Annotated in this window: 13 protein-coding genes; 10 read left to right on the top strand and 3 right to left on the bottom strand. The window is 50.4% G+C overall.

What is annotated here, in order from left to right; all coding sequences use genetic code 11:
• Nucleotides 1-11 precede the first annotated feature (11 nt).
• The 10 genes from AC3RCL_RS16795 to AC3RCL_RS16750 all read left to right on the top strand — a co-directional run bounded on the left by AC3RCL_RS16795 (nucleotide 12) and on the right by AC3RCL_RS16750 (nucleotide 11,436).
• The gene (locus tag AC3RCL_RS16795; RefSeq protein WP_015735068.1) at nucleotides 12-884 is read left to right on the top strand and encodes a carbohydrate ABC transporter permease; all 873 of its coding nucleotides are present in this window, start codon (nucleotides 12-14) and stop codon (nucleotides 882-884) included.
• 16 nt (nucleotides 885-900) lie between these two features.
• Nucleotides 901-1,731, top strand: a complete 831-nt coding sequence (locus AC3RCL_RS16790; protein WP_452520593.1) for a carbohydrate ABC transporter permease — start codon at nucleotides 901-903, stop codon at nucleotides 1,729-1,731.
• A gap of 47 nt (nucleotides 1,732-1,778) precedes the next feature.
• Nucleotides 1,779-3,602 carry a sensor histidine kinase gene (locus tag AC3RCL_RS16785; RefSeq protein ID WP_015735069.1) on the top strand — a complete coding sequence of 608 codons (1,824 nt, stop codon included), beginning with the start codon at nucleotides 1,779-1,781 and terminating at the stop codon, nucleotides 3,600-3,602.
• Nucleotides 3,565-5,139 carry a response regulator transcription factor gene (locus tag AC3RCL_RS16780; RefSeq protein ID WP_492530834.1) on the top strand — a complete coding sequence of 525 codons (1,575 nt, stop codon included), beginning with the start codon at nucleotides 3,565-3,567 and terminating at the stop codon, nucleotides 5,137-5,139. The genes AC3RCL_RS16785 and AC3RCL_RS16780 overlap by 38 nt, the downstream gene beginning before the upstream one ends.
• Before the next feature lie 40 nt (nucleotides 5,140-5,179).
• The gene (locus AC3RCL_RS16775; RefSeq protein WP_492530832.1) at nucleotides 5,180-7,504 is read left to right on the top strand and encodes a glycoside hydrolase family 3 N-terminal domain-containing protein; all 2,325 of its coding nucleotides are present in this window, start codon (nucleotides 5,180-5,182) and stop codon (nucleotides 7,502-7,504) included.
• Between the two features lie 194 nt (nucleotides 7,505-7,698).
• Nucleotides 7,699-8,259, top strand: a complete 561-nt coding sequence (locus AC3RCL_RS16770; RefSeq protein WP_277748833.1) for a TetR/AcrR family transcriptional regulator — start codon at nucleotides 7,699-7,701, stop codon at nucleotides 8,257-8,259.
• Nucleotides 8,260-8,297: 38 nt separating this feature from the next.
• Nucleotides 8,298-8,702 (top strand): YvaD family protein, encoded by a 405-nt coding sequence (locus AC3RCL_RS16765; protein ID WP_277748834.1) that lies wholly within the window; start codon nucleotides 8,298-8,300, stop codon nucleotides 8,700-8,702.
• 203 nt (nucleotides 8,703-8,905) lie between these two features.
• Complete coding sequence (locus AC3RCL_RS16760) at nucleotides 8,906-9,898, top strand: helveticin J family class III bacteriocin (protein ID WP_036663222.1); 993 nt, start codon at nucleotides 8,906-8,908, stop codon at nucleotides 9,896-9,898.
• Between the two features lie 213 nt (nucleotides 9,899-10,111).
• Nucleotides 10,112-10,930, top strand: a complete 819-nt coding sequence (locus AC3RCL_RS16755; protein WP_492530828.1) for an endonuclease/exonuclease/phosphatase family protein — start codon at nucleotides 10,112-10,114, stop codon at nucleotides 10,928-10,930.
• A gap of 194 nt (nucleotides 10,931-11,124) precedes the next feature.
• The gene (locus AC3RCL_RS16750; protein ID WP_492530826.1) at nucleotides 11,125-11,436 is read left to right on the top strand and encodes a hypothetical protein; all 312 of its coding nucleotides are present in this window, start codon (nucleotides 11,125-11,127) and stop codon (nucleotides 11,434-11,436) included.
• A gap of 65 nt (nucleotides 11,437-11,501) precedes the next feature.
• Here the strand turns inward: AC3RCL_RS16750 and AC3RCL_RS16745 are convergent, their stop codons facing one another.
• From AC3RCL_RS16745 to AC3RCL_RS16735, 3 genes are read right to left on the bottom strand one after another with little or no spacing between them, the layout of a single operon-like run.
• Nucleotides 11,502-12,737, bottom strand: a complete 1,236-nt coding sequence (locus AC3RCL_RS16745) for a Ger(x)C family spore germination protein (protein ID WP_492530824.1) — start codon at nucleotides 12,735-12,737, stop codon at nucleotides 11,502-11,504.
• Nucleotides 12,738-12,767: 30 nt separating this feature from the next.
• A complete protein-coding gene (locus AC3RCL_RS16740) occupies nucleotides 12,768-12,977 on the bottom strand; it encodes a CLC_0170 family protein (RefSeq protein WP_096773560.1) in 210 nt (69 codons plus the stop codon).
• Nucleotides 12,974-14,068: a GerAB/ArcD/ProY family transporter gene (locus AC3RCL_RS16735; RefSeq protein ID WP_492530821.1), complete on the bottom strand. Its 1,095-nt coding sequence runs from the start codon at nucleotides 14,066-14,068 to the stop codon at nucleotides 12,974-12,976. Before AC3RCL_RS16735 ends, AC3RCL_RS16740 begins: the two co-directional genes overlap by 4 nt.
• Nucleotide 14,069: the final 1 nt, after the last annotated feature.

The raw sequence follows: 14,069 nt of genomic DNA, 5'->3' as shown, positions 1-14,069 counted from the left end.
GAGTTAAGCCAATGCATACGCTTAAGCATACGAAATGGGCTATATTCTTGGGCTTGGCGCCAGCACTCATTATCTATATATGTATTGCCATATTTCCCATCGGCTTATCGGTTTATTATTCATTAATGAACTGGGACGGAATCACGCCCATGCGTTTTATCGGGCTGGACAATTTCGTAGATATTTTCAAGGATGATATTTTTTGGCTGTCCGTTAAGAACAACATCATTATCATGTTTACCGGGATAGCGGGTCAGATTCCGCTTGGCCTGCTGCTGGCCCTGCTGCTGAATCGAGGACTCAAGGGCTCCAGCTTCTTCCGGACCATCGGATTCCTGCCGGTCGTCATTTCATCGGTTATGGTATCCCTGATCTGGGGCATGGTGTACAACACGGAATACGGGATGCTGAATAACCTGCTCGGCGTTCTGGGTCTTGAGAGCTGGCAGCAAAATTGGCTGGGGGATCCGTTCTGGTCCATGATCTCCATCAGCATCGCTTATATATGGCAAAACTGCGGCTTATATATGATCATTCTATTGGCCGCGCTGCAGAATATCCCCGATGAAGTCAATGAGGCGGCTGCCCTGGACGGCGCGACTGGTCTAAGCCGGATCATGCGGATTACGATCCCGATGATCCGAGGAACATTGCTCGTGTCCGTTGTCTACAGCATCAGCAATTCGTTCCGCGTGTTCGATCTGATCCAGATCATGACGGGCGGCGGACCGGCACATGCGACGGAGGTTATGACCGTCTATATGTACAACAACTCGTTTATGAATATGAGATTCGGCTACGGCAGTGCAGTGTCCGTATTGATTCTGCTGTTTAGCCTTATCGTCATCACGATCGTAAATCGATTGGCGAGAGAAAAGGAATAGAAGGGAGAGGGAGGAGATGTACAGACAAACGAAATGGTTCCATTTATCGGCATACACTTTTTTGGGGATATTCGCTATTATTAATATAATCCCTTTCTTTTGGATGATCGTAGATTCGTTCAAAACCGAGCAGGAATATGCGGCGAACCCGTTCTCCATACCGACCGAGCTGCAGTTCTCCAATTACGCGAAGGCATGGGAAGTGGCGAATATGGATACCTACTTCCTTAACAGCATCATCGTAACGATCGTATCGTTGGTCGTGACGGTCCTTCTAGGATCGCTTGCGGCATACTTCTTGGCAAGGTTCAATTTTAAGCTGCGCGGTGCAACTTACGCGATATTTCTGCTGGGCATGGTCGTTCCGATTCATGCGACCTTGATTCCGATTTTCTTGATCATGCGGAATCTGCATTTGCTGGATACCCACTTATCGCTGATTCTTCCATACACGGCGTTCCATTTGTCCTTGACGATCTTTATCCTGGAGGGTTTCATGAGAGGGTTTCCGAAGGATTTGGAGGAGTCGGGCGTCATGGACGGCGCGGGCGTATTCAAGATATTCTGGTCGATCATATTACCGATCACGCGTCCGGCGATTTCAACCGTCGTGATCTTGAACTTTATCTATAATTGGAACGAGTACTTGTTCGCACTCGTCTTGATCAGTTCATCGTCGCTGAAAACATTGCCGCTTGGGCTCGCCAACTTTGTCGGCATTGAGACGGCCAGCCTTACGCTGCAAATGGCTGCGTTGACGATCGCGCTTATACCGATCATTATTTTTTACCTGCTCCTGCAAAAGCAGCTCGTTAACGGCATGACGGCAGGCGCAGTCAAAGGTTAATCCGGTTTCAGCTCAACATCATGAAGACATCGAAAGAGGGAATGGACATGCGCAGCAGTTTGGGCTGGATCGGGAATTATGGTCTGAAACAGAAGGCTCTGGTCATTTTCCTCTTTTTTGTCATTCTGCCTACGCTGGGGGTCGGCGTCCTGGCCCAAGACAAGCTGAACGAAGTGCTGCGCGGCCAATTTATCCAATCAAGCCAGCGCAGCCTGGAGATCGTAACGAACCAGCTGGAAGAACAAACGGCCATGATCGAGGATATCGCCGATTATTTGATATTGAGCAATGACATGCGCCAATACCTGCGCCTTGATCCACCGCCAGAGAGCGGGAGGGCGGAGCAGTTGAAGCAGAATCTCGAAGGATTCCTGACGTTTCAGCTCATGTCCAAAAACTATATCAAATCCATTTCGATTACCGGCTTTAACGGCAATTCCATTGAGATGGGCGAGCCGATTCACGGCAACGAAGAGTCTTGGAACCGGCTGGCGGACGAGCATAAAGGCGGAATCGTGTGGAGCAACGGCTATCCTTCCACCAGCGGCTGGTATGGTGAAGTAAACCTCGTCTCATTGTTCCGGGTTCTGAATTCCTATGACGAGATCACGCTCCCGCTGGCTAGGCTCGTCATCCGCATGGATGAAGCCAGTATTCTTAAACAGCTGCAGCGGGGGTTGACGCGGGACGAAGGCATGGTATTCATTGTGAATGCCGAAGGACAAATCGTACTGCCCTCCAAAGAATTGCTATCCTTGGATATCGGCGATGGGAAAGCGATTACGGATATCATAACCGCCGGGACGATGGGCTCTTCCACGTACCGACACGACGGGGAAGCGTATTTGACATTTCATCAACGGATGGAGAATACCGATTGGACGATCGTTTCCATGGTGCCCAAGGCTGCGTTGGATCAGGATGTACGCGGCGTATCCATCTTGATGCAGGTTATTCTCATCGGAATTCTCCTGTTGGGCTTATCGGCCTTGATCGGGTTCCACTATACGATTATCAGGCCGATCCTGCGCCTGAAGATTGAGACCAATCGCGTAAAGCTCGGCGATTTCAACGCTCGGGTCCCCATTCGTTCCAAGGATGAGATTTCCGAGCTGAACCGCAGGTTTAACGATATGGTCTCCACGATTCAGGAACTGATCGAGCATAAATACAAGCTGGAACTGAGGGAGCGCGAATCCGAGCTGCGCCTGCTGCAGGAGCAGATGGATCCGCATTTTCTCTATAATACACTGGATATGATCCGCTGGACCGCCAGGCTGGAGAAGGCCGTCGAGTCCAGCCAGCTCATCGAAATTTTGTCCCGATTCCTGCGTTCCAGTCTGAACAATGGCCATTACGAGACCAGCCTTGCTAAAGAAATGGAATTCGTACGCTCTTATTTGTATTTGCAGCAGAGACGGCTGGGGCGTAAACTGAAATATGCGCTGTACATGGAATATGATCTGGCGAATTCGCTTACCTTGAAGGCTACCATTCAGCCTTTGGTCGAGAATTTTCTCAAGCATGGCCTTGATCGGCGCGAGCCGGTCGCCAGAATAACGGTCATCGCGTATAAGCGGGAGGACGAGATTTGGATCGACGTGCAGGATAACGGCCGGGGTATGGACGATTCTACTTTGGAAGAAGTCAGGGAATCCCTGCGAATCGGAGTCCAAGCCGGCCGCACACGAGGTGCGCTCAGCAACATTCATGAACGTTTATACCTATTTTTCGGAGAACGCTACGGACTGGAAGTGATTGAGGCTTCATCGCAAGGAACCTTGATTCGCCTCAAGCTTCCATATTCTGAAACCTACGGTGGTGAATCGTACGATGCAACACGTGAAGACAGTAAAAATGCTGATCGTTGACGATGAACCGGTGATCTGTCAGGGCTTGCACTATACCATTGACTGGGCGGATTATGGAGTCGAGGTCGTCGCCGAGGCTTATGACGGCAATGAAGCTTTGCAGGTGGTGCAGGAACACGAGATTGATCTGGTTCTGACGGACATCCGAATGGAGGGAATGGACGGGCTTCAGCTTGCTAAGGAGCTGAAGCTCCGTCATCCTCAGATTCGGGTCATCATGATCAGCGGTTATGAGGAATTCGAGTATGCCCGCCAAGCCATCAAGCTTGATGTAACCGATTACTTGCTGAAACCCGTCGATATTGACGAATTGGTGGCCGCCGTGACCGGAATCGCGGAAGACATTCGCAACCAAGATATCCGTGTCGACGGATCATCGAAGGATGCCGAGCTGTGGCTTTCCGACATGGCAGCGCATAATGAAACTTCATTGGCCAAGGCGGTGCCCGGCGATTTAGTAAACGGTGCCGAATATAAACTCATGGCTACGCAGCTGGAAAAGTTCTCGAACCTTGCAGCTTCCGTATCGGAACAGGATTTAACGATGCTGCAGCATGTATGGATCCGGACGGTTCGTGAAAACCTCGAAACCAGCGGAATTCGTCAAGTATCCGTGTTTGTGCATAAAAATCTGCTATTGACCCTGCTGATGACGGATCAGCCGCGCCCGAAGCGGCAGTGGGATGAAATTCTGCAGGCGATGCTGGATGCCTGGCCGGAAGAGCATCGTTTGTATGGCGCGGTATCGGATGCTTACGCTTCCCTGGACCAAACGGCAGCCATCTGCTCGCAGGTGCGAGCGTTATTGCCTTATTATGCCTTGGAACAGCGCCCCTTGCTGGATCGCGAATATAAGTCCGAGGTGGATAACGGCCGGTCCAAGCACGATTTCGACAGTGCCGATATGGTCTCGAAACTGTCCGTGCCTTTATTCAAGCAGGATGCCGAAATGCTGGAAGAGCTAATCGACGGCATGTTCCGATTCTTCCGGGATCAGCGGTACCTGTTGACGGATATGGTGAACGTGTGTGATGAACTGTCCATCATGCTGCGGCAGCGACTTCGTCAAAGCGGCCTGACCCAGCTGGAGCATGGCCTGGAGAGAACGATCGACCTGGAGGTGTTCAATCATCCCGACGCGATTCGTCTGGCGATATCCACGGAAGTGTTTGATCTGCTGCAGCTGATCGACAGGGTCGGCATCGACAGATCGTTCTGGATCATTGAGAAGGCCAAGAAGTATATGGCGGATCATTATCTGAGCGACCTGAAAGCGTCGGAAGTGGCAGCGTATTTAAAGATTACGCCCAGCTACTTCAGCAATATTTTTAAACAAAGCACGGGAAAAAGCTTCAGCGAATACATGAACGAATTGCGCATCAACGAGGCGAGAAAGCTGCTGCTGACGACGCAGGACAAGGTGTTTGAGATTGCCGACCGCGTCGGCTACAAAGAATACAAGTATTTTGTATCCGTCTTCAAACTGTACACGGGCATGACGCCCAAGAAATATCGGGTCTTGAATATCAAAGAATGATTAAAAGCATGACGACCAGGATGGAAGGAGTATGGGGAATATGGAGAAATATCGGAATGCTGCGCTCCCCGTAGACGAGCGCGTAGAGGATTTATTGTCCAGAATGACGCTGCGGGAGAAGGTCGGGCAGCTGAACCAGCACTTGTACGGCTGGATGGCATATCGGCGAAGCGAAGGGACCGAAACGGAGTTTGAACTGACCGACCTATTCAAGGAGCATGTTGAATGGGGGGCCGGCATGGGGGCGCTGTACGGTCTGTTCCGGGCGGATCCTTGGTCCGGGGTGACCTATGAGAACGGGATTCCTACGCAGGACAACGCGAAGGTGGCGAACGCCATTCAGCGTTACGTGATCGAACACAGCCGGCTCGGCATTCCCGTCCTGCTCTCGGAGGAATGCCCCCACGGCCATCAAGCGCTAGACGGAACGCTTCTGCCCGTCAATACGGCCATCGGTTCCACCTGGAATCCCGAATTAATTGAAAGCGCCTATTCCCATGTGGCCTCCGAGATCCGCAGCCGAGGCGCGCATTTAGGCTTGGTTTCGGTACTGGACATCCTGCAGGATCCGCGGTGGGGACGCTCCGAGGAATGTTACGGAGAAGATCCTTACCTGGCTGCGCGAATGACGGAGGCGGTTGTGTTTGGCATGCAGGGAAGAAACCCGGAAGAATGGAAGAGACACGATAAGGCAGCTGCCGTGCTCAAGCATCTATGCGCTCAAGGAGCAGGGCAGGGCGGACGGAACGCAGGCCCGGTTCCCTCAGGCGAGCGCGAGCTGCGGGAAATCCACCTGCCTGCCGCGGAGGCGGGGATCAAGGCAGGGGCGGCTGGCGTCATGGCGGCCTATAATGAACTCGACGGCATTCCATGTCATGCCAATGATAAGCTGTTAACCGGTATTCTGAGAGATGAATGGGGATTTGATGGGATTGTTATGGCGGATGGAACGGCCATCGACCGTTTGGTGTCCATTACGGGAGACTATGAGTCGGCAGCGGCGCTTGCTCTCTCATCCGGGGTGGATCTAAGCCTGTGGGACAAGTCGTTCACGACGCTTGAACAAGCGGTGGAGCAAGGAAAGGCCGATATGGAGAGCATCGACCGCGCGGTTGGTCGGGTGCTTGGCCTGAAATTCCGGTTGGGGCTGTTCGAGCAGCCGTACGTTGACGAGGGCTTGGCTGCTTCGACAGTGAACAATGCAGCCGCCCGAGCGTTGAACGTTTCCGTTGCAAGAGAAGCGGTTGTGCTTCTTAAAAACGATGAAGGCGTACTGCCATTGAATCACAGCAGTATCAAACGGCTGGCGGTCATCGGTCCTAATGCGGACCGTCTCTACAACCAGCTCGGGGATTACACCAGCGTTCAGCGCGAGGGCAGCGGAGTCACGGCGCTTCAAGGCATTCGGATGGCTGCTCCCGAAGGCACGGACATCGTCTTCGCTCCAGGATGCAGCGTTCGAGGCATGTCCACCCAGGGCTTGCCTGAAGCAATCGAAGCGGCCCGTTCCGCGGACGCGGTCGTGCTCGTGCTTGGCGGCAGCAGTGCTCGTCAATTCGGAGGCACGTTTGACAATAACGGCGCAGCGATCGTAGCGGAGGGGGATCCGACGGAAATGGACTGCGGGGAAGGAGTCGATCTAGCCGAACTTCGCTTAGGCGGGATACAGGAGCAGTTGGTTCGGGAAATTCACGCGATCGGCAAACCGGTGATCACCGTGCTCATTCAGGGACGTCCGCTCGCCGTCGGCGAGGTGGGCGAGCTTAGCGATGCCTTGCTGTGCGCTTGGTATCCCGGCAGCGAAGGGGGCCGTGCCATCGGAGAAATCCTGTTTGGCCAAGTGAACCCGAGCGGAAAGCTGCCCGTCTCGATTCCACGCTCCGTAGGTCAATTGCCGGTTTATTATAATCAGAAAAACGCAGGGCGCCCTCGTCCCTATGTCGATATGCCGTCCAAACCGTTATATCCGTTCGGATTCGGCTTGAGTTACAGCTCGTTTGAATATGGATCTCCGGCCATCTCCCAGAATGAAGTAACGCTTGACGAGCTTCGCTCCGGAAGTCGTGTCGAGGTGTGCGCGGAGGTGAAGAACAGCGGAAAGCTGAAGGGGGACGAAGTCGTACAGCTTTACATACAAGCCGATCAATCAGGGATTACCCGCCGACTTCGAGAATTGAAGGGATTCAAGAAGGTTATGCTGGAGCCCGGGGACAGCACCACCGTTACGTTCGAGCTCGGCTTCGAGGAACTGGCCATCTGGAACCGCAACATGGATTACGATGTCGTCCCTTGCCGAGTTAACATCGTTGTAGGCGGCCACTCGGATTGGGAGAACGGTGTTGTTGAGTTGAAGGTAAAAGCCTGAAGCGTAAGCCTCTTTCAAAGGGTTTGCCTATATGTCTAAGCTATCGATGTTTTTGGAGACAGCATTCCATGCTGTCTCTTTTCGATGTGATCAGCCGCCTTTCGTTTGACACAAAGAAGGAATCGGGATAATATGTAAGGAAAATGCGGAAAATGATATTGTTTATATATTTTCCGGGGTAGGAGGGAATTTCTATGAGAGAACGAATTGTCGAGGCGGCAAGCAAGGAAATCCGGAGAAGCGGATTGCGATTTACGATGGGTGAACTGGCCAAACAGTTGGGAATGAGCACGAAAACTCTGTATGGCGTTTTCCCTTCCAAAGATGAGCTAATTGCCGAAATTCTCGAGGGGGCGATCGATGAGCTTCAGCATAAAGAGAAGGAAATCATGAATAACGCGAGCCTCAGCACATTGGAGAAACTTAGACGATGTCTGATTCTTATCCCGGCTGATTTTCAGTTTATCGAGCTAAACCTCATCACGGAGCTGCAGCGTTATTATCCTAACCAATGGAACCGCCTCGACCAATTTCTAAATGAGCAATGGGGCAGCATTGCCGAATTATTTCAGGAAGGCATTCGTCAAGGCTTGCTCCGGCCGTTTAACGCCAAAATATTCATTGATCTGTATGTAGGGGGCTTATATCGGTTAATGGAGGACTCGGCGGCAAACAGGAGCAGTATGACCCTTCAGGAGGGCCTGGGCGATATGGGAGAGATTCTTTTGGCCGGTATCATTAAGAGGGAAACTTGAGCCAACGATAGACCACGAAGGAGAAGAGAGGGTATGCCTTGAGCAAAACATTAAAAGGTTTGTTCTTAGTGACGGATATCGGATTTATTATGTATTGGGTCATTACCGCACTGGCCTTAATTCCTAAAGAGTATCTATATCAGGATTATACCAATGAGCTGCTGGTTATTTGGAATTGGTCGTTCTTTCCGCTGGACATATTCATATCCGTTACCGGGATGTACAGTCTGTATTTACATAAACGAAGAAATGCGAAATGGAAAAATCTCGCCCTTATCTCGCTTACCCTGACGTTTTGTTCCGGGCTGCAGGCGATCGTTTTTTGGATTATCAAGTCGGATTTCGACCTCATGTGGTGGGTGCCCAACCTGTACCTTTTGTTGTATCCGTTGTTATTCATCCCTAAACTGCTAGAGACAAAGGAAGCATTCGCCGAATCTTAAAGCGGATGCTCCTTTTCTTTATGATCTCTAGGGCATTTAATCGAAAAAAAAGGGCTAAAGGACCATGATTTCCTAAAACATTAAGTATGATAAGCACAGGAAATCCTTGAGGGAAATGGTAAACTCAAAGTGTACATTCACTACCTAGGAAAGGGGGCGCCGAGGAACTCACGGTATTCTATCATATTCATGGAGGTGGATTGATGTTTGACGTTCAAGGGCTGAGCCTTAAGAAAAGGCAATTTAAATTACTCACGTCCTTCATCCTTGCAATGCTTATCTTTTGTATGTCCGGTTTGCCCGCGTTCGCGGCAACCCCAGAGAAAACCGTCAACGCTTCGGCAACGCTTGCCTACAATTTAAAGGGACTTCAACACAACGTGGCTGTTCAAAAAGCCTACATCGCGGATAAATATCTGTATGTCACGCAGCGTTCCAAGGGAACCTGCTATCTTTCAAGATTGCTCATTAACGGCAATGACGCTACTTTTGTAGATAAAATGACCGTCACCAACACGGGGCACTGTCAAACGCTGGATATGTATACGTACAACGGCGTCAATTATTTCTATTTCAGTTCAAAAGCGGATCCTTCAACCGATTACTACTGGTCGCTTCAGGTAGCAAGACTGCAATATTCGGCCGGCAAGACGGTCGATTATACGGATCTGCATCGCTTTACCTATATGAATTACGCCAATAAAACGGGAGCAAGGCTGGGCGAGACCTACCGGGTTGATGGCGGCGGCAACAGTACGCATACGGTGTTCCGCGTTCAGACGAAGGAAGGAACCGTGACCTGGTCCATTTATGACACGGTCGCGCTCAATAAGCTGCTTGACAGCAATGAACAGGTGCGGATGGACAGCGCAGCCGCGGTGAACGCAGCGGTTGGCAGCTTCACGCAATCGGGCAGCGGCATCGTTAGACCGAACGGATCCTTCCAGGGGGCGGATATGCTCGGCCAAACGAAAATCTATACGTCAGGCGGAGCCGAAGGCGAAACCCCGCAGATTGCCATGATGACGAATACCGGGACTTTCAAAACCCTCGTGAAAATTACGAATGTAGGCAACCATGAAATCGAGGGAGTTCAGACCAAGAACGGCAACGTATATTTTACGATCGTGACGGATCCGGTCAATAAGCAGAATACGCAGAAGGTATATTACGTTCCGGACAGCATTTTTAATTGATGCGCAGGCGGTTTTGACTCATTGAATAGTTGCGATCAACCAAGCGAATGTAAGTCGCAGGTCACAGGCTGGACCATATTAAGTGTGTCTAGTCTGTTTCTTTTTTACCATTTTAAAGGAGCAGCTCGTGGCTTGATCTGGCGAAAATAAAACCCGTATATAATCAATTTGATTCTTACGATATTAATCTGACTAATGGAAGGAGATTCGTTCATGAAAAAATGCCTCATTTCGCTAATCGCTTGTTTGTTCCTCATTCCCCTGTTTGCAACGGGCGTCATGGCAGCGGGAAAGGGTCAAGGCAAAGAAGTAAGCACCACCGTAATGTCTTACAATATCCATCATGGGGTAGGAATCGATGGTCAGCTGAGCCTGCAGAGAATTGCGGATGTGATCCGCGACTCCGGCGCTGAGATTGTCGGGCTTCAAGAAGTGGATCGGCATTACGGGGAACGAAGCGATTTTAAAGACCAAGCCAAGGAATTGGCTGATTTGCTCGGCTATCATTACGCTTACGGCGCGAATCTTGATTTGGAACCGGGGGAAGGACAAACAAACAACCGTCAATACGGGACAGCCATCGTGAGCAAGTATCCGATACTCCGATCCGAGAATACATGGTTAAGCAGCTTCGGGAAGGAACAGCGCGGCGTTCTTCATGCCATCGTTAATCTGAGAGGAATCCATGTAGATGTTTACAACACGCATCTCGGGCTGGATGTCACCAGCAGAACGGCACAGGCTCAGGAAATCATTGACCTTGCTTCCGGCTCCCAGGGACCTGCGCTTCTCCTGGGGGATTTTAATGCGGAACCGAACAGTTCAGAGTTTCAATTACTGTTAAACAGCGGTTTATTCGTAAACAGCTTTGAGGGAATAGACGATGCCTATACGTTCCCTGTCATCAATCCGTCGGCAACCATCGATTATATTCTGACTTCCCCTAACGTCCGGCATGCCAATCAACGCGTGATCCAAACCGAAGCATCGGATCATCTGCCGATTGCAGCCGATGTGGAATTCAAGCGATAGGTACTAGCATCGGGGAGAATAAGTTCTAATTGTATCTCAGCATGACCGGGGGCTTCCACCAAGCAATTGCTTGGTGGAAGCCTCTTTGCATTTAGGAGATGAATCGATTTTCTTCCCTTTACAGTTTTTTTACCGTCCTGTCTATATCGATAAAATAGGTTATGCTACGATACAAGCACAGGGAGGGAGTGTGCATGATAACTTGGAGATTACCGCTGATTGTATTGACGTGCCTAAGCATGGCCGTAACAGGCTGCATGCAACGCAGCAGCGGGCAGGGCACGGACGGCATATTTTCGCACTCGGCAGCTTCGAAAATGGCCGTTACAGGTGCAAAGACAAAGCTTAAGTTCTGGTCGACGGGGCGACATGACGCGAACTATATCAAAGAGGTGATTCATCGCTATAACCAAGAGAATCCCGATAACATTGAGGTTTATGGCAAACAGCGGTCCAATCCTCCGCTAACCGCCCGTGATGTCGGCCCGAACGCCTGGATAAAATAAAGCAGCGCCGTGGGGACCCATCGTGTCTGCTGATCCACGTCGCCTGTCGCACGCATTCAGCGCCATCATTCGGCCTTCATGCCGACTCTTCGGACTTTCGATGTTACACGGAAATCAAAGGTTGTATTTTTATAAATTTCACTCCATTGATCCGCGGTTTTGACATGGCTGTTCCAATAGGATGGTTTTCTGGCTCGTACCAATTCGCCGAATCCGAAAATATCGGATTCTTTTTTTTGCGTTTTTTGGATTAGTCCGAGCATGAGTTCTTTAACGGATCGTTCGTTCTCCCTTGCAATTTCTTCAAGAATATGCGAGTTATCAAGCGGGAGGGTTTCCGTGTTTTTTTCTTCGACATTCACTTCCGTCACTGCCGTGATCGTAAAATGAGGAAGCCCGTTCTTGATGTCTACCTTGATTTCCGATTCCCGGTTCGTTGCATGGATGGTGACGACCTGAGAGTCGTCTCCAACATGAATGATTCCGCGATAACCTGCCGGACTGATTCCCTTAATGACCAAGTATCCGGCAATTTCAAACGGTTTAGTCACGCCGACCAGTGTGGCACCTTTGAAAAAAGCCATGCCGCTGATTTCCACGTTATCGCCCTTCATGATTTGGATGTAAGGCAGAAATCCTTCCTGGCCCTTCTTCGACGAATTGTTCCAGAAGGTTCCGATATAGTCGCTCGGGAACTTGCCATGCTTAACGGCGTCGTCCAGCGTGGAGGACAAATACAATGCCGGGACGCGCTCCAGCTTCGGAGCTGCTTCCATCAGTTCTCTCGCTTTCCCTTTGGATACCATCAGCCAGGCCATACGGCGAACTTCCGCGTTTCGGTGAAGATAGTCGTTTAAATTCTCCATTCCCTTTCTGGCAAATTCTTCAGAAACGACGATGACACGGAGATGTCCAAAAAACAATTTGCCTGATATTTGCTGCTGGAGATTCATCATCGCATCATCGACGGTATGTCCCACAACATCAAGCACCCACACAGTTTCTTGGGCGCCTTCGCCTGAAGCACCGCCTTCGCCGGGTCCGAGCGGTATTCTGCCGGGAAGAGCGATTTGAACGGATAACTGGATCATTTCTTGTTTCGGTGCGGGATATTTCCCTCGAAGATGAGAAATTTCATCTTCACGAATCTCGGCATCCTTGCCGGCCGAGTCGATTGATATACCTAGAACGACCGCGCGTTCCTCAATCTCCATCCGATCCCAGCAGCCTGTCAGAAGTGAGCAGAGGAGAAGAAGGATCATGAATTTTAGGTTAAAGCCGGCGTTTACTCTCTTACTCATTGAGATCCTCCTGAACTCAGACATCTAAACTCACACGAAGACTTTAACAAGGACGATAACCAGAAACCAAACCGTTACGATACCGATATTGATCCAACCCAGCACGCGGGATACTTTTTTTTCCTTGGTCATGTTCGATTGTCTGTACTTATTCGTGTCGATGAACAGATTGAACAAGCCGCAGAAGAGCCAGATCAGAATGGCAACATCCAAATAACCGCTGTAAATTTCCCCGATCATTTGGCTGCACCTCTTTTTTTGCGCAGAATGGCGATGATCAGAAGGATTCCGGGATACGCGATAGTAATCAGCAGTCCATATTTGGATATCATGCCGTTCACTTCATTCAATTGAATCAAGCTTTGGGGCAGCATGGCCAACACGAACAGAAAGGGTAGTATGAAGAAGGACAACATCCCATGATCCGCTAACCGGAATAACTTGCTTATCGAGTAAAGCGTAAAGTAGTAACAAGAGAACAAGGATGTAAATACAGCCGTTACCCATACGGCTAAAAAGACTGCATCCAAGCGTTCCAGCACATTGGCAGGCAATGAAGTGGCTTTGGCAAGCTCCAGTGTAGGCCACAACAGCTTTTTGGTTTCCTCGGCTCCGAACACACCCACGGTGGCAGCCACGATCAAAATATACAAAGCGCCGGTTACTAACATGGCCCATAGGCTGGACCGCATCGCTCTTTCAGGTTTGCACATGGCCGGAATGACCATCATCATAATAAAGTATCCTTGGAACACGGTGGAGAGCGTAATAATGCCTGCCGGTATGCCTCCGGGTTCAATTCCCCAAAGAGGGAGAACATTGACCAAGTCTGCATTTTTTAATGAAAGGGCGACGATCAAAAGGGCAGGTATCAGAATAAAGGGGCTGTAAAATAAGTGGATATACGCAAAGGTCATAATATTTCGACGTGAAGAAAATGCAGCCAGGAGCAGCATGACTAGCACCGTTACCTCCAGCGGTGTATTTTTCAGGACGGCCGTAACGACAACCTCACCGAATTCTCTGGCGACCAGAGAGGTCAAAACCGCAAAAAACCCAATCGAGACCAAGCTTGCGATTCGACCGAACCACTTGCCGATGATGACTTCGGTGTACTCCACGTACGAGTCATTCGGAAACCGCATGCCGAGCCGGGTCATGAAGAAAAGTCCGACAAACGCCAGCAGCATTCCCAAAAAAGTAACGAACGGAGCCCCGGCATCCGCAGCTTTGACCGCAGACAAAGGGAGTGCAAGAACGCCTACTCCCACGATGGTGCTGATCGTAATGGCAGAGGCTTGCAGAACCGTGATTTGGCGCTGTTCATTCATG

Source organism: Paenibacillus sp. MT86 (assembly GCF_058792535.1).
Note: the sequence above shows the minus strand (reverse complement) of the source record. Positions and strands in the feature narration are given on the sequence as shown.